A 21,667-nucleotide genomic window follows, 5' to 3' on the forward strand; every position below is an offset into this window, starting at 1 on the left:
CACGGAGGCCCCAGTGGATCAGAAGCGCCCTCAACTCAAAGCCCGCGTGGACGGCGATTACGGCGAATTTGTCCTAGAGCCGCTCACGCGCGGTTACGGCGTCACCATCGGGAATCCTGTCCGCCGCATCTTGATGTCTTCGATCCCCGGTACTGCTGTCACCAGCGTGTACATCGAAGACGTCCTCCACGAATTCAGCACCATCCCTGGCGTCAAAGAAGACGTCATTCAGTTGATTCTGAATCTCAAGGAAATGGTCGTGCGTTTTCATGCCCCCGGCCCCAAAACCCTGACGCTGCGTGCGCAGGGTGAAGGGATCGTGCGGGCCAGCGCCTTCGAGGTTCCGAGCGACGCCGAAATCGTCAACCCTGACCTGCACATCGCGACCCTTGCCGAAGACGGCAAGCTGGTGATGGAAGTGCGCGTGGAGGAAGGCGAAGGCTACGTGCCTGCCGACAAGCACGCCACCAAAGACCGCATCAACTCCATTCCCGTTGACGCGATGTTCTCTCCGGTGCGCCGTGTGGCCTACCACGTGGAAAATACCCGCGTGGGACAGCAGACCGACCTTGACCGCTTGATTATTCGGATTTGGACGGACGGCAGCACGACCCCTCAGGAATCGCTCGACAAAGCTGTTGAGATTCTGCGTGATGAACTGACGGTATTCGGCAACGTCGAAACCCTTCCTGCCCTCGCGCCGGAAGTGCAGACGCCTATTTACACGCCTGCCGCGCCCAGTGCGCCCAGCGTGTATGACCTGCCCCGTCAGCCTGAACTCAGCATCAACCCTCAGCCTTACCCCGCCGATCTCGACACGCCCCGCGTGACCCTCGAAGGCCTCGGTCTCACCACCCGCGTCCTGCACTCTTTGAAAGAAGAAGGCATCGACAGTGTGGACGCCCTGTGCGCCCTCTCCGACCGCGACTTGAAAAAGGTTCCCGGCATCGGCGAACGCAGCCTCGACGAGATCAAGCAGCAACTTGCCCAGTTTGGCCTCGCACTCCGAGACTGACTTCTTACTAGACTTTTTTCTAGGCGGTCACGCCTATTTTCAAGGAGAATCCCCATGCGTCACGGTAAAAGTGGCCGCAAGCTCAACCGCAACAGCAGTTCTCGTACCGCTTTGGCCCGCGCCCAAGCCACGGCACTGCTGCGCGAGGGCCGTATCCAGACGACCCTCACGAAAGCCAAAGAGCTTCGTCCTTTCGTAGAGAAGCTGATCACCACCGCCAAAGGTGGCGACCTGCACGCCCGCCGTCTGGTGGCCCGCGATATTCACGACAACGTCGTGGTTCGCAAAGTCATGGATGAAGTGGCTCCCAAGTACGCCGAGCGTCCCGGCGGCTACACGCGCATCCTCCGCATCGGCACCCGCCGGGGCGACGGTGTGACGATGGCCCTGATCGAACTCGTCTAAACCCCTATTCAGTTCAATACTGACAAACGCTCCCCGCCCTGTGCGGGGGGTTTTTGTTTCGGCCTGAATTTATTTTGTCTGCCTCTGCTACCCTTTCCCCATGACCCCAACCCTGATTATCGTTCCCGGCCTTGGCGACAGTGGGCCGCAGCACTGGCAAACGCTGTGGGAAACCAAATTCGGCGCGGCCCGCGTGGTGCAGGACGACTGGGAAGACCCCACGCCCGCAGGTTGGTCAGCGCGGTTGCAAGAAGCCATCGACGCCACTCCCGGCGAACTGGTGCTGGCTGGCCACTCCTGCGGCGTGCTGACCATTGTACATTGGGCGCACCTGTACGGTGGGCATGAGCGGGTGCGCGGGGCGCTGTTGGTGGCTCCCACCGATGCGGAACAACCCGGAATGCTAGAAGCCGACCCGGTGGTGTGCCAGATGGCTCCGGTGCCGATGCAGCCGCTGCCCTTCCCAGCGCTGATTATTGCCAGCGAGAATGACCCGTATGTGACCCTAGACCGTGCGACCGCCTTTGCAGAAGCGTGGGAAGCCGACTTGGTGTCGGCGGGCGAGGCAGGCCATATCAACGAAAATAGTGGGCACGGCGAATGGGAAGAGGGGGAGATTTTGCTGGGGGAAGCTCTGCACGCGTGGACACCGCCGGATGTGGTGCGGTTCTGAGTGGGCGGGTCTAAGGGCCTAGGGGTGGTTCGTGAAACCTGGCGTTTGCTGCTGCTGCGCGGCTTTAGCTCTGGCTCTCGCTGTTCTTAGTCCCTTAGACGCTCGACCCTTAGACAAAGCCCGTCACACTCAGCCCAACAAAAACCGCCCCCAACACGGAGGCGGCTTCTGTAAAGGTTGGCTTTAGTTGGCCGAAACGCTTTCTGCGGCGGCGGGAACTTGGGCGGTCACGGCGTACTTGTCGAGCAGAGCTTCGAAGGCCCGCTTGGGCTGTGCGCCGACCACGCCTTCTACAGGCTGACCGTCTTTAAACAGGATCAGCGTGGGAATGCTCATCACACGGTACTGGCCCTGCACCATGGGATTGTCGTCGACGTTCAGCTTGCCGATTTTGACGCGGCCTTCGTACTGCCCGGCCAATTCCTCAATGACTGGGGCGATGATGCGGCAGGGGCCACACCAGGGTGCCCAGAAATCAACCAGCGTCAGGCCTTCGCTGATTTCGGCGGTAAAATTGCTGTCTGAGAGTTCTACAGGCTTCATAAAGTAAAGTATACGCCTGAGCCTACTGGGCAGATAGGCAGCAAATGGGGGTGACCTAACGCATCGTTCATGGCCGCGTCATACGCTGTCATCGGCCTTACTGTTGGGGGATGGCAGTATCAGATTCACAGGCGTCGGATTCAGAAGCTTGGCAAGAAGGCGTCCGGCTGTTTAATGCAGGCCACTGGTGGGAAGCGCACGAGGCGTGGGAAGGCGTGTGGCTGCGGGCGACGGGCAACGAGCGGGCCTGCCTGTCGGCCCTGATTTTGCTGGCCGCGGCCCTGCACAAACGCTGGCAGCACGGCAGCCTGGCGCACCGAAATTTTGCCAAGGCAGAACTGTATCTGGACGCCTTGCCCGCCGAGTATGCGGGGATTGATTTGGCTGGTTTGCGGGCCGACGTGTGGGCGGCCCTGAATGCAGTTGGCGTAGAACAGGCGCGGCCCCAAGTCCTGCGGCACGGAGGCTGACCCTCTGGCCTGCCGTTCTTTTGTCCGGTGCGTTATCCTAACGGCAACGCGCCGAAGCTCAATTCTCTTTTTATCCCAATGTTGTAAGCTTGAAGGCCGATTCAGTACCACCTATCAGCACGATCTATTCGATGGAGGCACGACCAATGGAAGGTATTCAAGTGGAACGAATTGCATTATTTATTGACGGCGCAAATGTGTACGCGGCAGCCAAACGCCTCGGCTGGAACTTCGATCACCGCAAGATTCTGGAGCATTTTGCAGGGTACGGCGTGTTGTACAACGCCTTTTATTACACCGCTGTACCGTTGCCGATGGACGACAAGCAAAAGCGCTTCATAGACGCGCTGACCTATATGGGCTACACGGTTCGTACCCGCCCTCTGCGCGAAAATACCAATGAGCACGGCGACACGCACCGCCGCGCCAGCCTCGACATAGAGATCGTGACGGATTTGCTCACCACCTCCGAGCGGTTTGATTCGGCGGTGCTGCTGACCGGCGACGGCGATTTCGAGCGTCCGGTGGAGGTGTTGCGGGCGCGGGGCAAGCGCGTGATCGTGGCCAGCATTCCCGAAATGACCAGCTACGAACTCCGCAACGCCGCCGATGGCTATGTAGATTTTAAGGATATCCGCGAGCAGGTGGAGCGCCCCGGCTACCGCTTGCCCAGTGAAGGCGGTAGAGGAAGCGAGACACGCGGCACCGAATCCCGGCCCTTTTACACGTCAGCGGCCCTGACCGATGCGGATGACCGCTAAAGCAGAGGCTCCTCGCCCGGATTCTGCCCTGCCCATGGCACTGGACGCGGTGGGAGGCGACTTTGGTGCGCTACCGAATGTAGAAGGCGCGGTGTTGGCCGCCCGCGCTGGCGTGTCGGTGCTGCTGGTCGGTGACCGCGTGAAGCTGCACGCTGAGTTGGGCAAGTACGCCGGAAGCTCGGGCCTGCCTCTGGAAGTGGTCGACGCCGCCGACGTGATCGGCATGGACGAACACGCCAGCGATGTGCGGAGCCGCACCGAAGCCAGCATCAACGTGTGTACCCGCCTCGTGAAGGAGGGCAAGGCCGCCGCTGCCGTCAGCATGGGCCACAGCGGGGCCACGATGGCGAGCGCCCTGCTGACTCTGGGCCGCATCAAGGGCGTAGATCGGCCCGCCATCCTGACCCATCTGCCTGCCAAATCGGGCTTTACGACCCTGCTGGATGCTGGAGCCAACGCCGACGTAAAAGCGCAGTATCTGGCGCAGTGGGCGCGCCTTGCCAGCGTGTATCTACGCGTCGTAGAAGATAAGGAAAACCCCACGGTGGGCCTCCTCAGCATTGGCGAGGAGGATCACAAGGGCAGTGCCTTGGTGCTGGAAACCCACGCCCTGCTGCGCGATATGCACGGCAAAACGCTGAACTTTCACGGCAATATCGAGGGCCGCGACATTTTTCTGGGCACCACCGATATTGTCGTCACCGATGGATTTACCGGAAACGTGGTGCTGAAACTGGCCGAGGGAGAAGCCAAAGTGCTGTTCGGCTGGGTGCGCGAGGCGTTGGGCAGCACGCTGAAAAGCAAGGTGGGCGGCCTGCTCGTGCGCGGCGCACTGCGGGGCCTGGCCGAGCGCATGGATCCCAGCACCTACGGGGCCAGCATTCTGGTGGGCGTGCGCGGGTTGGCCTTTATCGGGCACGGCAGCGCCGACGCCAGAGCCGTTAAAAATGCACTGCTGCGGGCGGCCCGTGCCCACGAAGCCCAATTGATTCCCAAGCTGGAAGCGGCCTTTGCACAGAAATAGGCTCCTTTGCCCGGATTTGGCCGCTCCTGCTCACTGACTTATGAAAGATTAGACGAATGCTGGACACCTTAGTCTTTCAATTGTCTAAGCCGCAAGTATGGCTGGGGCTGGCGCTCACGGCGGTCACCGCCTACGCCCTGTACCGCTTTGGCCGGACGCTTCTGCGCGGCTTGGAAGCGCACGTCAATCGCCGCCTGATCATGGCCCTGAAATGGCTGTGGCTGCTGACCTGCACGGTAGGCTGGCTGGCGGTGGCCACCCATGTGGCGTACCTGCCATCCGTGCCGTTCCTGTTCGATTTGGGGCAAGACATCGTGGCTGGATTCCGCAACAGCGCGGGGAAGGCGGTCGTTATCGTCGCGCTGGCCCTGATCGCTTGGAACCTGATCGGCAGTGTGGCTGGGCGCATCGTGGCCGAGGAGGAATTCAACCGCCGCAGCGTGCGTGTTCAGACCCTGAAGGGCGTGGTAGAAAGCTCGCTGAAGGCTGTGGTGGTCGTCATCGGCCTGATCGCGGGCTTGGAAACCTTGGGTGTGAATGCCACCAGCCTTCTGGCGGGCGTGTCGGTGCTGGGGTTGGCGGTGGGATTTGGTGCCCAGAGTCTGATCAAAGACGTCTTCACCGGCTTTTTTATCTTGCTGGAAGACCAATACGGCGTGGGCGACGTGATCACGGTGAATACGGGCCTGTTGTCAGGCAACGTGGAGCGCCTGAATTTGCGTGTCACGGCACTCCGGGCGCTGGACGGCACGGTGCATATCATCCCCAACGGCCAAATTCTGACGGTCAGTGTGAGCAGCAAGGATTGGAGCCGCGTGGTCGCCACCGTCAACGTCACTTATACGGCCAATATCAACGACGCCCTGCGCGTGCTGGAAGCCGTGAGCAACGAGATTTACGCTGACCCTGAATGGAGTCCATTCTTCTTGGAAGCCCCGGAGATGCAGGGCGTGACCCAACTGGCCCCCGACAGCGTAACGTTGCGGGCGCTGTACAAGGTGCAGCCCAAAAGCCAATACGCGATTGGGCGCGAGTACAACCGCCGCATTAAAATTGCGATGGATCAGGCCGGAATAGAGATTCCTTTCCCGCAGCGCTCGCTGAACTTTGGCGGGTCGCCCATAGAAATCAAGATCACCCGCGACGATCTGGCCCCCGACCCGCGGGTCAGCCAAGACCGCACCCACACACCTGTGAAACCCAGCACCACCCGTGACCCGGAAGACGACGAGAGTTGAGCGATCTATCTCAGCAACAAAGAGGCTGCCGCGAGCGTTCAATTCTCGCGGCAGCCTTCTTTTTGTGTTACAGACAGCGCCTAGGCGGGGAGGGGAGAACTGCCGCCCGCCAATGGTGGAGGCGTGGGCAAGTCGTCCAGCGTGCCGCCCGCCAGCAGGGTGCTGAATTCCTCGCCACTGAGGGTTTCGCGCCGAATGAGGACGGTCACGATCTCATGGACGCCCGCCAGATGCTCCCGCACCAGGTCCAGCACACGTGCGTAGGCGGTATCGATCAGAGTTCGGACTTCCTCGTCTACAGCAAACGCGGTGGCTTCGCTGATGGGCATGGCCTGAGAGCCGCCGCCCAGAAAGTTGCCGTCGTCGGAGGCGAGGGCCACCTTGCCGATCCGGTCTGACATCCCCCATTCGGTGACCATGCGGCGGGCAATGTTGGTGGCCTGCTGAAAGTCGTTTTGCGCCCCAGTCGTGATCTCGCCATATACCACTTCTTCGGCGGCGCGGCCTGCCAGAGCGACGGCGATCATGTCTTCCAGCGCGTGCCGAGTCACGTGCAGGCGGTCATCGGCGTCGGGCATCATGTAGCCCGCAGCCCGGCCACGAGGAACAACGGTGAGTTTGGCGACTCGGTTGGCGTGGGGCAACAGTTGAGCGGCGAGGGCATGTCCAACTTCGTGGTAGGCCGTCACCTTGCGGTCTGCCTCTCTGACCACAAGACTGCGGCGTTCCGGCCCCATCAGCACCCGGTCACGCGCCTCGTCCACATCCCGCCCCGTAATCCGTGTCCGCCCTTCCCGTGCGGCGAGCAATGCCGCTTCATTGAGCAGGTTTTCGAGATCGGCTCCGACCATCCCCGCCGTTCTTCTGGCGACGAGGGCCAAATCCACGCTGGCATCCAAGGGCTTTTTCCGGGCATGAATTCGCAGCACCATCTCCCGCCCCCGCACATCCGGTGCGTCCACCACCACTTGACGGTCAAAACGTCCGGGCCGAAGTAAGGCGGCGTCCAACACATCCGGTCTGTTGGTTGCCGCGAGAATAATGACTTCCTGTCCACTGCCGAAGCCGTCCATTTCGACGAGCAGTTGATTGAGCGTCTGTTCGCGTTCGTCATTCCCGCCTTGCAAACTCACGCCGCGTTTGCGTCCAACAGCGTCGATTTCGTCGATGAACACGATGCAGGGCGCACTCTTCCTCGCCTGCTCGAACAGGTCACGGACACGGGCCGCACCGACGCCGACGAACATTTCAACGAAATCCGAACCGGAGATGGAGTAGTAGGGGACTTTGGCTTCGCCTGCGACAGCCTTAGCGAGTAGGGTCTTGCCGCTGCCGGGAGGGCCGACCAACAAGACGCCATGGGGAATACGTGCGCCGAGTTGGTGGTATCGCTCGGGGTGGCGCAGGAATTCGACGACTTCTTGCAGGTCTTGCTTGGCCTCGTCGCACCCGGCCACATCAGCAAAAGTCTGTTTGATCTGGCCCTCCGCGATCACTGCCGCTTTGGACTTCCCAAATTGACTCGCCGCGTTGCCGCCGCCCTGAGCGCCCCGCAGCGAGCGCCACAGCACCAGCAAAATTAGCCCGGTCAGGATCAGAGGCAGCACTTGCCCGATCCAGCCAAAGGGCGACCCACCCGGTGTGACGCGCAGGGGCACGCCCGCCGCCCGAATCCGTTTCAGGGTCACGGCGTCAGGCGGCACCACCACCGAACGGGGCCGCGAGGCATCAATAAAGGTGACGCTGGCATTTCCCGCACCGTCCAGCGTGACCTGTGCGACCTTGCCCGTCTTCAGGTCTTCAAAAAAGCGGTTGGTGGAGTAGCCGCCGCTGCTGGGTGGCCGCAGAGTGCTGGTGGTGGGTGGCAACGCCTGATCTGCAGTCTGAGCAGAAGCTATTTGAGCAGAGGCCGTTTGGGCAGAAGCCGCGAGCGGGCCAGCCAGCAGCAGGGCAAACAGCAGCGGCGGAAACAACCGGGCAGGGCGGGCACGGGCGGGGGCCATAGCCTATGCTACGCCGCCTTCCGCGCCCATATCCTATGAAAGCTGACCATTGCCCCAGCCCTCGCCCGGCCCCCTGTACCACGACCCCCCCCATCAAGCTGACCCATTTCTCCTGGTTTTCAGAGATGACATATTGGTCAGACTCAGATTCCTGTCAGGCTCGGCCAGTAGACTGCCCCTATGCGTAGCCTCCTTGTGCTTGGCGCACTCAGCTTGACCCTGAGTGCCTGTACCGTCAACGTTCGCCCCAACTTGGGCCTTAGCGGGAGCAGCAGCAACCTGATCACCAGCGTTCGTCCTGATCGGGGCGAGGGCGGCAACTACGTGATCGGCGAAGCCCTGCGCCTGAGTGTGACCACCCGCACTGCCGGGTACGTGACCCTGCTGGCCCTGAACCCCAACGGCACGGCCAATGCACTCGTGCGTGACGCCTACGTGCAGGCCGGAACCACCACTTTCCCCCGCGCCCAGGACGGCGTGACCTACAACGTGGCGGCCCCCCGCGGCTTGCAGCGTGTGCGCGTGCTGTTTACCCGCGTGCGCCCCACCACCGACCTCGTGCTGGGCGGCGTGTACGACGGCAATCGTTGGAACCGGGCCAGCGAGGAATACCTGAACAACTACGCGCCCGCCGACAGGGACGTGCAGGAAACCTACCTGTACGTGCGCTAAAGTTTAAGACTCAAGTTGCCTTCTGGAAGCCAGTCGCCCCGTGCGGCTGGTTTTTTCGTACTCTGCCCGCATGACTGATGCTGTTGCTCCGCTGACCTTCGAGGCTGCCCGCGCCCGTGTGGACGCCTATATTTCCCAGTTCAAGGAAGGCTATTTTTCGCCGCTGCTGATGTTGGCCCGCCTGACCGAAGAAACGGGCGAGATTGCGCGTGTCATTGCCCACCAGAACGGCAAAACGCCCAAGCCGAGGGAAGACGTGGGCGACCTAGAATTGGAACTGGCCGACCTGCTGTTCGTGATGATCTGCATGGCGAACGAACGCGGCCTGAGCCTGGAGCGCGGCTTTGAGCGCATGATGACCAAAGTGGAAACGCGGGATGCTGACCGCTGGACGAAGAAGGAGAGCCTATGACCGACGCTATGCCCAACCGTATGCCTGACGCCGCCGCACCAGACCGCCGTTTTCCTACTGGCCCCATGCCTACCCCGCTCACGCTGACGCCGCAGGAGCGGGCCGAAGCGGTGGCTGCCATTCGCGCCCTGCCCGCCGAGTTGCGTGCGGCGGTGGCCCAATTGGGGGAATCCCAGTTAGACACGCCCTACCGCGAGGGGGGCTGGACGGCGCGGCAGGTGGTGCATCATGTGGGCGACAGCCATCTCAACGCTTACGCCCGCCTGAAACTGACTCTGACCGAGTCCAATCCGACCATCAGGCCCTACGAGCAGACCCTCTGGGCCGAGTTGCCCGATTCGCAGTTGCCCGTAGAAGTCAGCCTGAGCTTGCTGGATTCGCTGCATAACCGCATCGTGGCCGTGCTGGATGGCGTAGGTGGCACAGACTGGGGGGGCGCAGATTGGGCACGCCAGTGGACGCACCCCGCGCAGGGCCGCACCTACACGCTGGATACGCTGGCCGCCATGTACGCGTGGCATGGCCGCCACCACACGGCGCACCTGAAGTTGATCGGGAAATAGGATGGACGGGCTCCGATTCCCGACTCTGCGCACAAACACCGGAGAGCCGTCCATCTCTGCCAGCCGGTACCGCTTGCCGTTCACTCCGTTCAGGTTCGCCTTCGGCTTACCGCAATAGCGTGCAGTACGACGAAACCCTACACATTCCAGTCACGCTGCGTTCGGCGGGCGTGGTGGTCATCAATGCATCGGGTGAAGTGTTGCTGGTACAGGAAGGCAAACCCGGCAGCCGCAATCTGTGGCACTTTCCGGCGGGCGGGGTAGAGGAGGGCGAGAACCCCCAGGACGCCGCCGTGCGCGAGGCGTGGGAGGAAACTGGGCTGAGCGTGCGGCCCATCAAGCTCCTGAATACGCTGCTGGGCAAGATGCCCGACGACGTGTTGATCCTGCGGTTCGCCTGGCTGGCAGAAGTGATCGGGCCAGCACTTGCGCCGGCGCCCCGGCCCGGATTTGCCGCCGAGGTGCAGGAGGCGCGGTATTTTACCCGTGCGGAAGTGGAGGCCCTCTACGCCGCCCGCCAACTGCGGATGCATCACACCAAGTTGTTTATAGATGCCGCGTTTGCCGAGTGGGAGCGGGCCGAAGCTCTGGCGTAGAGCAGTCGTTGAACAATTTTCAGCTTTGCTTAAAGCGTCGTCTTCCCAGCCACCACGCCTTTCCCACGTTCCATAACCCACGATCCAGATTCACCCTTCTACTCGCAATTCCCCCTGCGCCGCGCCGCTCCTGTCGGCTGCAATGGCCTGCGCTACGGCTTCGGCGCTGATGGCTCCACGGGGCATGCGGCCCACCTGCGTCCACAGCGGTGTATCCACGGCGGGCGGCAGCACCAGCGTCAGCGCTTTTTGCGTGCCACGCGGCAATTCCAGGCGGGCAATAGTCACGGCCTGCGCCAGGGCTGCTTTGCTGGCAGCATACTGGGAAAACCCTTTGGCCGTGACCAGTTCGGGCCTCGCGCCGATCAGGTACATGCGCCCGCCTTCCATCAGCTTGGGCAGCGCATATTTCAACGTCCAGACGGCTCCAAAATAGTTGGCGTTCCACACGGCCCGCACCTGCGCGGCGTCCAGGTCTGCCAGGGGTTGAGGCAGGGCCGCGCCCGCTGCATAAATGACGGTGTCCAGGCTCTCCACGCCGTCCAGCAGCGAGCGCACATGGCTTTCAAAGCCTACATCTACCCGCTGCGCTGTGCTGCCCAGTGCGGTACTTCCGAGTTCGGCGGCAAGGGCCGACAATTTGGCCTCATCCCGCCCGGCCAGGATCAGTGAATCTGCGCCCGCCATTGCCCGCGCCATCGCTGCGCCAATGCCGCCCGTGGCTCCGATAATCAGTGTGGTCATGGGCCGCAGTGCAGCACAGGCGGGGGCAGGTGTGCCGTATGCGGGCATGCAAAAGACAGTCGGCCAGCCCTGTTCAGGTGGGAGAGCAAGAGAGCGATTGAGATCAAATTGCGATGATTCCTGAACATCATCCGAGCGGAGCGAGTGGCAATGAGTACGGGCTGGCGGCGATGGACGACCCTATCGGTGCCTTTGCAGATGTTCGGGAATCAAAGCAAGTCCGTATGAGAGGGTAAAAGCCTGATTTTTCATATTGATGCCCCTTGCACCCCCCTCTATTGTGGAACGGAATAGAGGCCAGCACACTGACAGATATGAGAAATAAATTAGGCTTTTTGGTCGCCTGCTCGCTCCTGTTGCTGCCCTCTGCCCTGGCCACGGATTTTGTCACCAAATCCAACCTCACTGGCTTTCAACTGCCCAAGGGCGCACTCGAACTGACCGACGATGACTTCTCCGAAGAAATGGTCGAGGTGCTCGATGCAACGGCGGCAGAGCTCAATGGGCAGTGCCAGTACCACGAACTGCTCTTCTGGGAAGGCAAGCCCACCGCCATCGCCAAAGACCTGAACGCGAAAATCCCCAAAGACTTTAAGTACAAGAGTCTGGATGTAGGCGAGACCTCAGACGGCGGTGCATACGAGCAGTTTGTTCTGACCACGCCGAAGATGTGGGTAGCTGGAACTTGGTTTCAGGGTGAGGCCGACGTGATTCTGGCATGGTGTACGGTGGTCAAGAAGTAGTCTTGCTCTAGCACCCACCGTGCCAAGCTTCAAAAACCGCCCCCGCTCACAGCCGATGCTGGAGCGGGGGCGGTTTTGCCGAAGTCAACTGAAACTTTATTGGCGCGGCTTGCGGTTCTTATTGATGAGTGTCATGAATTCGGGTGGACGTTGAGCGTCGTTCAGTTCGGCCAGCAGCGTGGCGGGATAGTCCTTGCAGAGTTCTCCCCACCACCCCTCTGTTTTGCGGTTCAAAATGCGCCAGCCCTCACCAGGAATGGCTTTGGCGACAAACCGGGCGCGGCTCATCCAGATCTATTCGGCTTTACTCGTAGCCCAATTCGCGCAGGGCTTCCTCATCCTCGCGCCAGCCGGGAATCACAATGACTTCAAGGCCCAAAAAGACTTTGCGGCTCAGGAAGACTTCCAGTTGCTTGCGGGCGGCCTGACCGATTTCGCGCAGTTGCTTGCCGCCTGCACCGATGACCATGCCCTTGTGGGCGTTCTTTTCCACCACGATTTCGCCTTCTATGCGTTGCAGGCCGTCCTCACGCTCCGTCCAACTGTTCACGCGGGTGGCGACGGCGTAGGGCAACTCGTCGCGCAGCTTTTTCATGGCTTCTTCTCGGATAATCTCGGCAGCCCACATTTCGCGGGTCTGGTCACTGGCCGCGCCGAGGGGATAGAAGAAGGGGTTTTCGGGCAAGATGTCCAGCAGTTGCTCACGCAAAGTCGCCACTGCTTGCGGGTTGTTCTGGGCGCTGAGAACCGTTTCACTGGTGTCGTGGGTGCGGCCTTCCAGCAGCGCACGGTACAGCTTCATGGCCTCTTCGGGGTACTTGGCGACGTCGGTTTTGTTGCCCACCAGAAACAGAGGTTTGGGCAATTCGCGCACCTGCCGTGCCACCAACTGGTCTTCATCGGTGGGCGGGTGGCGCAGATCTACGACCCAGATCACGGCGTCTACATCGGCCAACGCGCTGTGAACCTCGTGGTTCATGTACTTGCCGAGCGCGTCTTTGGGCTTGTGCAGTCCCGGCGTATCTACGAACACCAGTTGGCGGTTGCCCGACGAATGAATGCCGCGCACGCCGCGCCGGGTGGTCTGCGGGCGGGGGCTGGTGGGCGCGACTTTGGTGCCCAAAAAGGAGTTCATCAGCGTGCTTTTGCCCACGTTGGGTTTGCCGACAATCGCCACGAACCCGGAATGGGTCTGCGGAGCCTTGCCCTGTTTGGGGCTGTTGTCTGGGGTGTTGCGGAGGTGATCTGGGCTGGAAGCTGAATCCGTCATCATTTTCATTGTCGCACGCGCCTGCCGGGGCAAGTGTTCATTGGGACAGGGAGGAGCGGGGTTGGCGGCGGGCAGTCTAAGGGTCTAAAGGTTGAGGGCCTAGGGTGCTGGGGCGGTTGGGTTTTTCCCTTCCGCACAGCCTCTACAATACAGGCCGTCTTTTTCCTTAGACTCTTGACCTTTAGACTGCTTCTTTCCGCGCCTGCACCCGCGCAATCAGGCGGGCCACCGCGGCACGGGGCAGGAAACGCGGCATCAGACTCTGTACCTTGTTCACGCTGCCTGCCACCAGCACCGCCTGACCGCGCAGCATGGCATTTACGCCCTGCTGGGCCACGTCATCGGCAGTGAGCATGGTCAGACTGCGGGTGCCTGCATTCAGCAACTTGCTCTCGCCCAGGCTGGCGGCGTCCTGAAATCCAGTGGCGACTGGGCCGGGGCACAGGGCGGTCACGCTGACGCCTGTGCCGCGCAGTTCCTCGTTTACGCCCTCGCTGAAACTCAGCACATAGGCTTTAGAAGCGTAATAGACGGCCATCAGCGGCCCCGGCAGAAAGGCGGCAGTCGAGGCTACATTCAGCACGCGCCCGCGCCCCCGCGTCACCATATCGGGCAGAAAACGGCGCGTCAGGTCGGTCAGGGCGGCGATGTTCACGGCCACCATGCGGTTGATTTCGCCTGCGTCCTGCATCCAGAATTCGCTGAAGCCGCCGAATCCGGCGTTGTTCACCAGAATATCCACCGTCAGGTGGCGGGCCGAAACTTCTCGTTGCAGCACCTCGCCTGCATCGGGGCGGGTCAGGTCTAGGGCGATGACGTGCGCCTGAATACCGTGCTTGTTGCCCAGTTCCTGCGCCAGCGTCTGCATTTTGCCCTCGCTGCGGGCCACCAATATCAGGTGTGCGCCGCGTGCCGCCAATTGCCGCGCGATGGCCTCGCCAATGCCGCCGCTCGCGCCCGTAATCAGGGCGGTGGCGGGTTGGGTCGCTCGGAACTGATCTTTGGTTGCGTGGTTCTGCTGGGTCATGTCATCTCCTGTGGGCAGCCCTGAATGACCCCCGGTAAGTCAGGCTCTACTAACTCTGGGTAAGTATGTCAAGCTGCCTCATTATGGAAATTCGCCTTGACTTCTTTGCCTATCTCCACTCTAATTAACCCGTGGTTACTCTTGCTCGTGCCCGGTCTGACCGTGCCAAAGAAGCGCGGCGGGCCGAGATTTTGCATCAGACCTTGACGCTGTGGCAGACGCACCGGTACGAAGAGCTGACCTTGCAAGCCGTCGCTGAGCGTGTAGGCCTGACCAAGCCCGCGCTGTACGGCTATTTCCCCACCAAAGAGACATTGTTTCTGGCTCTGTACGAGGAATTGCTTGACGCGTGGCTGCAAGGTCTGACGCGGCATCTGCGGCTGGGAGGCACGCATTCCCCGGCCAGTCTCGCAGCGCTCATTCATACCTTGCTGGAGGAACACGCCGCCTTGACGCGCCTGATTCCGCATCTGGCAGGGCTGCTGGAGCGCAACATCAGCGAAGACCGCGCCCGCGCCCACAAAGGCTGGTTGCTGACGCAACTGCAGCCGCTTGCGCCGTTGCTGGAATCGGCGTTGCCCGGTCTGCCCCCCGGTGACAGCCTGAAACTGCTGACGTACACACAGGCCTTGGTGGCGGGCCTCTATCCCATGTCCGACCCCGCGCCCGCTGTTCAGGCGGCCATGCAAACCCCGGAACTCACGCCGCTGTGCGTGCAATTCGGGCCTGCCTTGCAAGAAAGTTTGACGGCGTTGTATGCGGGACTGTGCCAAAAAAGGCCATGAGTCATGTGTCTTTGGCTTTGAATTGACAGACAGGAACGGGTCATGGTGCCGGACTGCTTTTGATGGCCCATAACTCAGAGTTTCTTTCTTCTGATTAGAGTGGCCTGCTTCATCCGCTGCAAAGATTGACCAAGTGTCAAGCCTCTCTGAAACTTCTTTGACATGGGGCGCGTACTGTGTGGCATGAGCCGACCGACCCAATCTGCCCCCACCGATACCGTTGCCCAGATGCTTCCTCAGAGTATGGCGGTACTGACGCGCCCCAGCCCCAGCACGTTTGAACTGTACGAAAAGCGCGGCGGCATGATGCAAGCGGCCATTTACGTGCTTCTGGCGGCCCTCGTTTCAGGCGTCATCGCTGGAGTCTTTGCGCCTCTGCACGATTACAACATCTTCTCGCAGTTCTTTAGTCGTCTCGTTGCCATCCCAGTTCAGTTCGCCATCTTCGTGGCCGCCGTCTACCTGATCGGCAAGCATTTGTTTAAGGGTACAGGCACGCTCTCAGAAGTCGCTTATACTTTCGCGCTGTTCTTCGTCCCACTTAGCATCGTGGGAACCCTCATTGGTATTATTCCCATTCTGGGATGGATTGCGGGCCTGATTATCTCCGTTGCTATGGTCTTCTTCGGCTTCTTGGCCGTGCAATCCAGCATGAATTTGCGCGACCAGACCCAGGCCGCCATTACATTGGTCTTGTCAGGCGTGGCGTATTGGATCGTCGGAGCCATTGTTATCGGCATTCTGCTTTAACCTACCGGGCCAGATTTAATACGTTTGTCCGACAACCGCAAGAGCAGGAGCTAAAGCGTGGAACTTTGGCCCCTGCTCTTGCTATTTCACACCCACCAACGCGGCCTGTGCATTGGCCGCGTCTTGCTGTAACTGGGCTTTCAGAGCGTCCAGTCCACTAAATTTTTGTTCGCCGCGCAGGTGGGTAAAGAACTTGATGTGCAGTTCCTGGCCGTACAGATCGCCCTCGTAGTCGAACAGATGGACTTCAAAACGGCGGGTTTTGCCGTTCACGGTAGGCCGGAAGCCCACATTGGCCATGCCGTGCCAGCGCCCGTGATCGCCAATCGCCACCACCGCGAATACGCCCATCGGCAGCGCCTTGCCGTCTGGAACACTGATATTGGCGGTGGGCCAGCCGATGGTGCGGCCCAACTGATCGCCGTGAACCACCACGCCCTGCGCGTCGTAATGGCGGCCCAGCAAGCGGCGTGCGCCGTCTACATCGCCCGTTTTCAAGTATTCCCGAATGCGCGTACTCTTTATATCTTCGCCGCCCAGACCGTGAATCGGCACGACCACCACTTCCGGCGCGACTTCGGCCAGGTCTGCCGCGCTGCCTGCTCGCCCGCGCCCAAAATGAAAGTCTTCGCCTACGACGACTGTGCGGGGCCGCAGTAGCCGCAGATCATCCAAAAAGTTTTCCTTGGGGCGGGCAGCAAATTCGGCGGTAAAGGGCACGGCCACCGTTTCGTCTACGCCGTAGCGGGCCAGCAGTTCCAGCTTTTCGGGGAGGGTAGACAGGAATTCTACGCCCTGGGTCAGCACGCGGGTGGGTGGATCGAAGGTGTAGACCACGCTGGGCACCCGGTGTTCCCGCGCTTTGGCCTTCAGCTGAGCAATCAATGCCTGATGTCCTAGGTGAATGCCGTCGAAACTGCCGATGGCGACCACCGTTTCGGTGTCGGGGCGCTGGCCGGGCGAAATAAAGGTCTTCACTGTGCGGCACCCGCTCCCAGAGTGCCAGCCAGCGTCTGCACGCCGAACAGGGCCGCTGTGATCGTGGCCGCGCTGCCCACCAGCGTCCCGTCGCGCAGGCCGTCCAGGACAGCTTGTGGGCGCATCCACAGCACCTCTATCTCCTCGTCGTCGTCCATTGGCAGGCGGGAGTCGCGCAGGTTGCGGGCGGCAAACACGTACAGCAGTTCGTCGCAAAAGCCGGGGCTGGAATAAAAGCGCGTCAGCAGCGTCATATCGGCGTCCAGGCCCGCTTCTTCCTGCAATTCGCGGCGGGCGGCCTGCTCCGGCGTTTCTCCCTCATCGATCAATCCCGCCGGGGCTTCCACCGTATGTGCGTTCACGGCCCGCCGAAGCTGACGCACCAGCAGCATTTCGCCCGCTTCGTTCAGGGCCAGAATAGACACCGCAGCGGCGTGCCGAATCACTTCCCATTTGCCTTCTTGTAATTCCAGACGCAAAATCCGCCCGTCATAGATGACCTGTGTGCCGCCTTCCTGCGAATCGCTCATGGCCGCATTCTGGCAGAGCGGCAGACCGGGGAAGCAGGCAGGGTTACGGTTTCTTGGCGTTCTGGCCCTTGCCGCCACGCCATCTGCCAGAATCGCCGCATGTTGACCCGCCAGCAGTTGGAGGCGCGAGAGACGGCCACCCTCGCGCCCTACGCGACATTCAGCGCCGATTCGCGGGGGCGAGCCTACCTGGAAGCCGAAAGCACGACCCGCACCGCCTTTCAAAAAGACCGTGACCGCGTGCTGCACACCACTGCTTTTCGGCGGCTGGAAGCCAAAACACAGGTGTTCCTGAACGCGCAGGGCGACCATTACCGCACCCGCCTGACTCACACGCTGGAAGTGGGGCAGGTGGCCCGCTCGGTGGCGCTGACGCTGGGCCTGAACGAGACTTTGGCCGAAACGCTGGCGCTGGCGCACGATTTGGGCCACCCACCCTTCGGGCATGCAGGCGAGCGTGTGCTGAACGCGCTGATGGCTGAGCAAGGTGAAATGGGGCACGGCGGCTTTGATCACAATGGACAGGCCCGCCGAATCGTGACCCTGCTGGAAGACCGTTACGCCGACTTTCCCGGCCTGAACCTGACCCATGAAACTTTGGACGGCCTGAACAAGCATGACCGCGCCGGATTGGAGAGGCCCAGTCTGGAAGCCCAGTTGGTCGATGCCGCCGATGCACTGGCCTACACCGCTCACGACTTGGACGACGGCCTGCGAAGTGGCCTGATCACACCCGCGCACCTGGCCGAACTACCTCTCTGGAACGAGTTGTTGGCCCGCGTGCCCACCGCCGCACCCGACCTGACCGAGCGCGACCGCCGCACCCTGCACCGCGAGTTGCTGGGCTGGCTGATCTCTGACCTGACCCAGTCCAGCGACGCGGCCATTGCGGCCAGTGGGGTGGCCACGGCGCAGGCAGCCCGCCAATATCCTGCTGGCCTGATCACCTATAGCCCACCCATGCGTGAGCTGCTGCGCGATACGGGCGCTTTTTTGCGCGAAAACCTGTACAGACATTGGCGAGTAGAGATGCAGGTCGAGCAGGCCACGCGGGTGCTGGAAACGCTGTTCCGGGCTTTTCTGGCCCGCCCGTCTATGCTGCCCCCCACCGTCCGTGCCCGTGCCGAGGCTGAGGGCTTGCCCCGCGCTGTGTGCGACTTCGTGGCCGGCATGACCGACCGCTACGCTCTGGAAACGTACGGCCTGATCACGCCGCCCTGAGTTCGGGGCCGCCTTGCCCGTTGACACCCTGCCCCGCCCCTGATACATTGATCCCCGCCCGCCAGAACGGGGGTGCAGCGTGAGAATGCTGATTTCGTGTTGGTTAAATACAGTTGGTGCGCGGGTGTAGCTCAGTTGGTTAGAGCGCACGCCTGATAAGCGTGAGGTCCCCAGTTCAAGTCTGGGCATCCGCACCAAGAGAGATTCCCCGTCCTAGGCGGGGTTTTTTGTTGTTTGTACTTTGGGGCTTCGGGTATACATTCGGCTGGATAGTAGGGCTGTCACCGGGGCAGCTGTCGCAGTTGCCAGCGCCGCTTGACCGTCAGCGAGAGCTGATTGTTGAAGATGCCCCAGATGCATCAGCCCAGCCGACAGCCGTGCTTGATCGGCAGGGTTTTAAGTAACAGAGTGATGCCGAGGGCCTCCGGAGTGGTGGCTTGGCCGGGCACAGCAGCAGCAAATAGAATCCCCACGAGGGTGGTAAGCAGAAGAAAGGTAGAGAGACGTATCCGGCTGAGTTGAGATGGTCAAAAGCCGTCCTGAACACGAATCTGCCGCACGATTTCGTCGTTGGGAGGCGTTGCGCTGGGGGGAGACCCTCCCTAGCGCTTCGGAACTTCTCCGCCCTCATAAAGGGATGATCTGCGGCTCATCAGCGCAGCCTCGCGTATGGCTCCAAATTAAAGTCAAGAAACGTAGAACGATTGTGACCAGTCACGAAGCCTGTAGGCTGCTGCATCAGGCGGCTTGGTGCAGCACAAAACGCCTCAGTCACTGCAGTTCGGGCTACTGGCGTGCACTGATGAACGCACCACTCTAAATAGCAGTCTCCAGTGCTCCTGCTGTGTCTCCAACACGCTAGGCTGCTTTGATGTCGGAGCCTTCCACCTTCCCCCACCTGTCCCTGACGGAGCGTTTGCAGGACGTCACAGAACTGTTGGCGGCGGCCACCACGCCTGCCTCGGTCTTTGAGGTGATTCTCGCCCCAGCGCTCACTGCTTTGAATGCTGTAGCCGGGGCAGTGTTGCTGGTCAACGAACTTGGGAACGGTCTGGAGGTGGCGGCCACCGCTGGGCACAAAGAGGACGCCCAGACCATCTGGCAGGCGGGGCCACTGGAAACGGAGATGCCTGCCGGGGACGCACTTCAGTGGGGTACGCCGCTCTTCTTCGAGCATGCGGGAGCGCTTACTGCGGCCTATCCCGAACTTGAAGCGCATACCGGCGTGATCGCGCCCGTCGCCACCGCCGTCTTGCCCATGTTCGAGGGTGTGCAGCCTTTGGGCGTCATCGTGCTGGACTTTAGGGAGCCGCACACCTTCTCCCCGGAGGAACAGCATTTCCTGCGAACCCTGAGTGCCCAGTGCGGCATTGCCCTCGGACGCGCCCGCTTGATGTCCGAATTGCAGCAACAAGTGGATCAGCGCACCCGGCAGGTTATGCGGGAAGCCCGCGCCCAAGAAGCCTTTATCGCGTTTACCGAAGCGGTAGGCACCGAGACCGAGGTGCTTTTGCTGGCGCAACACAGCGTGACCGTGCTGGATCAGCGCTTTCCGGGCAGCACCGTGACCTACTACGAACGGGACGACGGGCGCTGGAAGCTGCGGGTGCAGAGCGAGAATCTGGCCGAGAGTCCAGAACTGTTGGCGCAGTTGCGGGCCGGGTTGCCCCTGGAGACCCCCGTGTTCGCTGCGGTGCTCCGGAGCCATGCCCCCGTGTTCGTGAACGCTTGGGACGCGGAGCGGGAACAGGTGAACCACACTGACATGTACCCCACGGTCGCCACCTATCCCTTCTTGTGGCGGGGCGAGGTACAGGCCGTGCTGGGGATTGGCCTTAAAGACCAGACTCACTGAGCAGCCAGTGACCGCGCCCTATTTCTGGCCGTGTGCCGGGGACTGAGCCTCGCCCTTGACCGGGCGGATCAGGTGAAGCAGGTGCAGCTTCAAAAAGCAGCGGTGCAAAGCCGGAACCGGGCGCTCGAGGCCTTCGCGCAGCTGTCACAGGACTTGATGTTCGAAACCGAACGCTACCCGCTGGTGCGCCGCGCTCAGGAAATCGTGCTGACCTTGTTGCCGCCCGGCTACGCGGTGTATTACGAACCCGAAGGCCAACTGTGGCGCTGCCGATCTCAGGTGGGCGAACTGGGCAACAACGTGCTTCAGGCCTTGGTGGACGCCGGGTTCCCCTTGGAAATCCCGACTCTCCGCCAGCCCTTCGAGACGGGTCAGCCGCTCTATCAGGACGTTTATGCCCAGGGAAGCGACACGGATGCCGAGGTAGTCAAGCACATCAGGGCGGTGGTGTCGCTGCCCCTGCAAGTGGCACGCACGACGGTGGGCATCTTCGTGATCGGCCTGTTCCACCAGCGCAAGTGGACAGCTACGGACCGGGCGGTGTTGGAAACGACCATGCACAGCCTGAGCCTGGCTCTTGAACGTGCCGAGCATGCACGGGAACTGACGGCCCAGCGCGACATTCTGGACGCCCGAACCCGCTCGCTCAGCGCCGCCAACGAGGAACTGGAAGCCTTTGCCTACTCGGTGTCGCATGACCTGCGGACTCCGGTGCGGCACATGATGAGTTTTGGCAACCTGCTGCGCAGATCGTTAGCAGACCGTCTGGACGAAAAGTCTGCCCGGTACCTCGCCATCATGGATCAGGCGGCGGGGCGGATGAACACTCCGATTGACGCGATGCTGGAGCTTTCGCGCACCTCTCAGCAAGCACTGCTTCTCCAGCCGGTCGATCTGAACCGGTTGGTCATAGGGGTAAGGCAGAGCCTCGATTCGGAGCTGAAAGGGCGACAGGTGACTTGGACGGTCAGCCCGCTTCCTCTGGTGATGGGGGATCAGGGGCTTTTGCGCCAAGTCTTTGAGAACCTGCTGGGCAACGCCCTCAAGTACACCGCTCCTCGGTCAGAGGCACAGATCGAGATCTGGGCGGAGGACGGCCCTCACGACTGGCGGCTCTTTGTTCGGGACAACGGGGTGGGCTTCGATACCCGCTACACGCATAAGTTGTTCGGGGTGTTCCAGCGCCTGCACCGTCAGGAAGAGTTTGAAGGCAACGGTGTGGGGCTGGCCAACGTGCGCCGGGTCGTGGCTCGGCACGGGGGCACAGTGACGGCGGAGGGACAGGTGGGAGAAGGAGCCACCTTCTCGTTCACCTTGCCCAAGAGTGAGGACGCCAACGCCCCGGAGTGAAAGTGCTTACCACCTGCCTCGCCTCTTCTGGACAAGTTC

At 61.4% G+C, this 21,667-nt stretch carries 25 protein-coding genes and 1 tRNA gene; 18 read left to right on the forward strand and 8 right to left on the reverse strand.

Annotated elements, in window-relative coordinates; translation table 11 throughout:
* Positions 1–13: 13 nt before the first annotated feature.
* The 3 genes from M1R55_RS09875 (at position 14) to M1R55_RS09885 (ending at position 2,093) form a co-directional block, all read left to right on the forward strand.
* Positions 14–1,015 carry a DNA-directed RNA polymerase subunit alpha gene (locus M1R55_RS09875; protein ID WP_064015336.1) on the forward strand — a complete coding sequence of 334 codons (1,002 nt, stop codon included), beginning with the start codon at positions 14–16 and terminating at the stop codon, positions 1,013–1,015.
* Between the two features lie 54 nt (positions 1,016–1,069).
* Positions 1,070–1,420, forward strand: a complete 351-nt coding sequence (gene rplQ, locus M1R55_RS09880) for a 50S ribosomal protein L17 (RefSeq protein ID WP_249391606.1) — start codon at positions 1,070–1,072, stop codon at positions 1,418–1,420.
* 100 nt (positions 1,421–1,520) lie between these two features.
* Positions 1,521–2,093, forward strand: a complete 573-nt coding sequence (locus tag M1R55_RS09885) for an alpha/beta hydrolase (RefSeq protein WP_249391607.1) — start codon at positions 1,521–1,523, stop codon at positions 2,091–2,093.
* A gap of 183 nt (positions 2,094–2,276) precedes the next feature.
* Here M1R55_RS09885 and trxA read toward each other — a convergent pair whose 3' ends face one another.
* Positions 2,277–2,636, reverse strand: a complete 360-nt coding sequence (gene trxA / locus M1R55_RS09890; protein ID WP_249391608.1) for a thioredoxin — start codon at positions 2,634–2,636, stop codon at positions 2,277–2,279.
* A 110-nt stretch (positions 2,637–2,746) separates the two neighbouring features.
* On the opposite strand from trxA, the gene M1R55_RS09895 reads away from it, so the two are divergent.
* The 4 genes from M1R55_RS09895 to M1R55_RS09910 all read left to right on the forward strand — a co-directional run bounded on the left by M1R55_RS09895 (position 2,747) and on the right by M1R55_RS09910 (position 6,129).
* Positions 2,747–3,106 carry a DUF309 domain-containing protein gene (locus tag M1R55_RS09895; protein ID WP_249391609.1) on the forward strand — a complete coding sequence of 120 codons (360 nt, stop codon included), beginning with the start codon at positions 2,747–2,749 and terminating at the stop codon, positions 3,104–3,106.
* Positions 3,107–3,252: 146 nt separating this feature from the next.
* Positions 3,253–3,867, forward strand: coding sequence for an NYN domain-containing protein (locus tag M1R55_RS09900; protein ID WP_249391610.1), 615 nt, complete (start codon positions 3,253–3,255; stop codon positions 3,865–3,867).
* Complete coding sequence (plsX, locus tag M1R55_RS09905) at positions 3,857–4,891, forward strand: phosphate acyltransferase PlsX (protein ID WP_249391611.1); 1,035 nt, start codon at positions 3,857–3,859, stop codon at positions 4,889–4,891. Before M1R55_RS09900 ends, plsX begins: the two co-directional genes overlap by 11 nt.
* A 56-nt stretch (positions 4,892–4,947) precedes the next feature.
* The gene (locus tag M1R55_RS09910) at positions 4,948–6,129 is read left to right on the forward strand and encodes a mechanosensitive ion channel family protein (protein ID WP_249391612.1); all 1,182 of its coding nucleotides are present in this window, start codon (positions 4,948–4,950) and stop codon (positions 6,127–6,129) included.
* An 80-nt stretch (positions 6,130–6,209) separates the two neighbouring features.
* Here the strand turns inward: M1R55_RS09910 and ftsH are convergent, their stop codons facing one another.
* A complete protein-coding gene (gene ftsH, locus M1R55_RS09915) occupies positions 6,210–8,132 on the reverse strand; it encodes an ATP-dependent zinc metalloprotease FtsH (protein ID WP_249391613.1) in 1,923 nt (640 codons plus the stop codon).
* Positions 8,133–8,312: 180 nt separating this feature from the next.
* Between ftsH and M1R55_RS09920 the strand changes: the two genes are divergently transcribed.
* From M1R55_RS09920 to M1R55_RS09935, 4 genes are all read left to right on the forward strand, one after another.
* Positions 8,313–8,804, forward strand: coding sequence for a DUF4384 domain-containing protein (locus tag M1R55_RS09920; protein ID WP_249391614.1), 492 nt, complete (start codon positions 8,313–8,315; stop codon positions 8,802–8,804).
* Positions 8,805–8,874: 70 nt separating this feature from the next.
* Positions 8,875–9,216 (forward strand): nucleotide pyrophosphohydrolase, encoded by a 342-nt coding sequence (locus tag M1R55_RS09925; protein WP_249391615.1) that lies wholly within the window; start codon positions 8,875–8,877, stop codon positions 9,214–9,216.
* Positions 9,213–9,779 (forward strand): YfiT family bacillithiol transferase, encoded by a 567-nt coding sequence (locus M1R55_RS09930; protein WP_249391616.1) that lies wholly within the window; start codon positions 9,213–9,215, stop codon positions 9,777–9,779. Before M1R55_RS09925 ends, M1R55_RS09930 begins: the two co-directional genes overlap by 4 nt.
* A 119-nt stretch (positions 9,780–9,898) precedes the next feature.
* On the forward strand, positions 9,899–10,375 hold the full coding sequence (locus M1R55_RS09935) for a Nudix hydrolase (protein WP_249391617.1): 477 nt from the start codon (positions 9,899–9,901) through the stop codon (positions 10,373–10,375).
* A gap of 90 nt (positions 10,376–10,465) precedes the next feature.
* Here M1R55_RS09935 and M1R55_RS09940 read toward each other — a convergent pair whose 3' ends face one another.
* Positions 10,466–11,119, reverse strand: coding sequence for an SDR family NAD(P)-dependent oxidoreductase (locus tag M1R55_RS09940; protein ID WP_249391618.1), 654 nt, complete (start codon positions 11,117–11,119; stop codon positions 10,466–10,468).
* A gap of 314 nt (positions 11,120–11,433) precedes the next feature.
* Between M1R55_RS09940 and M1R55_RS09945 the strand changes: the two genes are divergently transcribed.
* Positions 11,434–11,862 carry a hypothetical protein gene (locus M1R55_RS09945; protein ID WP_249391619.1) on the forward strand — a complete coding sequence of 143 codons (429 nt, stop codon included), beginning with the start codon at positions 11,434–11,436 and terminating at the stop codon, positions 11,860–11,862.
* 96 nt (positions 11,863–11,958) lie between these two features.
* Here M1R55_RS09945 and M1R55_RS09950 read toward each other — a convergent pair whose 3' ends face one another.
* From M1R55_RS09950 to M1R55_RS09960, 3 genes are all read right to left on the reverse strand, one after another.
* On the reverse strand, positions 11,959–12,150 hold the full coding sequence (locus M1R55_RS09950; protein WP_249391620.1) for a hypothetical protein: 192 nt from the start codon (positions 12,148–12,150) through the stop codon (positions 11,959–11,961).
* Positions 12,151–12,166: 16 nt separating this feature from the next.
* Positions 12,167–13,132 (reverse strand): GTPase Era, encoded by a 966-nt coding sequence (gene era, locus M1R55_RS09955; RefSeq protein ID WP_371827099.1) that lies wholly within the window; start codon positions 13,130–13,132, stop codon positions 12,167–12,169.
* Between the two features lie 181 nt (positions 13,133–13,313).
* Positions 13,314–14,159, reverse strand: coding sequence for an SDR family oxidoreductase (locus M1R55_RS09960; protein ID WP_249391622.1), 846 nt, complete (start codon positions 14,157–14,159; stop codon positions 13,314–13,316).
* Between the two features lie 131 nt (positions 14,160–14,290).
* Between M1R55_RS09960 and M1R55_RS09965 the strand changes: the two genes are divergently transcribed.
* Positions 14,291–14,944, forward strand: a complete 654-nt coding sequence (locus M1R55_RS09965; protein WP_249391623.1) for a TetR/AcrR family transcriptional regulator — start codon at positions 14,291–14,293, stop codon at positions 14,942–14,944.
* A gap of 183 nt (positions 14,945–15,127) precedes the next feature.
* The gene (locus M1R55_RS09970; RefSeq protein ID WP_249391624.1) at positions 15,128–15,694 is read left to right on the forward strand and encodes a YIP1 family protein; all 567 of its coding nucleotides are present in this window, start codon (positions 15,128–15,130) and stop codon (positions 15,692–15,694) included.
* 81 nt (positions 15,695–15,775) lie between these two features.
* Here the strand turns inward: M1R55_RS09970 and ribF are convergent, their stop codons facing one another.
* The gene (gene ribF / locus M1R55_RS09975; protein ID WP_249391625.1) at positions 15,776–16,672 is read right to left on the reverse strand and encodes a riboflavin biosynthesis protein RibF; all 897 of its coding nucleotides are present in this window, start codon (positions 16,670–16,672) and stop codon (positions 15,776–15,778) included.
* Positions 16,669–17,202 (reverse strand): NUDIX domain-containing protein, encoded by a 534-nt coding sequence (locus tag M1R55_RS09980; RefSeq protein WP_249391626.1) that lies wholly within the window; start codon positions 17,200–17,202, stop codon positions 16,669–16,671. The genes ribF and M1R55_RS09980 overlap by 4 nt, the downstream gene beginning before the upstream one ends.
* Before the next feature lie 99 nt (positions 17,203–17,301).
* Here M1R55_RS09980 and M1R55_RS09985 point away from each other — a divergent pair, with 99 nt between their 5' ends.
* From M1R55_RS09985 to M1R55_RS10000, 4 genes are all read left to right on the forward strand, one after another.
* A complete protein-coding gene (locus M1R55_RS09985; RefSeq protein WP_249391627.1) occupies positions 17,302–18,423 on the forward strand; it encodes a deoxyguanosinetriphosphate triphosphohydrolase in 1,122 nt (373 codons plus the stop codon).
* 120 nt (positions 18,424–18,543) lie between these two features.
* Positions 18,544–18,620, forward strand: a tRNA-Ile gene (locus M1R55_RS09990).
* A 674-nt stretch (positions 18,621–19,294) separates the two neighbouring features.
* Entirely contained in the window at positions 19,295–20,278 is a 984-nt protein-coding gene (locus M1R55_RS09995) for a GAF domain-containing protein (protein ID WP_249391628.1), read from the forward strand.
* A 30-nt stretch (positions 20,279–20,308) separates the two neighbouring features.
* Positions 20,309–21,628 (forward strand): ATP-binding protein, encoded by a 1,320-nt coding sequence (locus M1R55_RS10000; protein ID WP_249391629.1) that lies wholly within the window; start codon positions 20,309–20,311, stop codon positions 21,626–21,628.
* The last annotated feature ends 39 nt before the right edge of the window (positions 21,629–21,667 follow it).

The organism is Deinococcus sp. QL22 (assembly GCF_023370075.1).
Lineage (GTDB): Bacteria > Deinococcota > Deinococci > Deinococcales > Deinococcaceae > Deinococcus.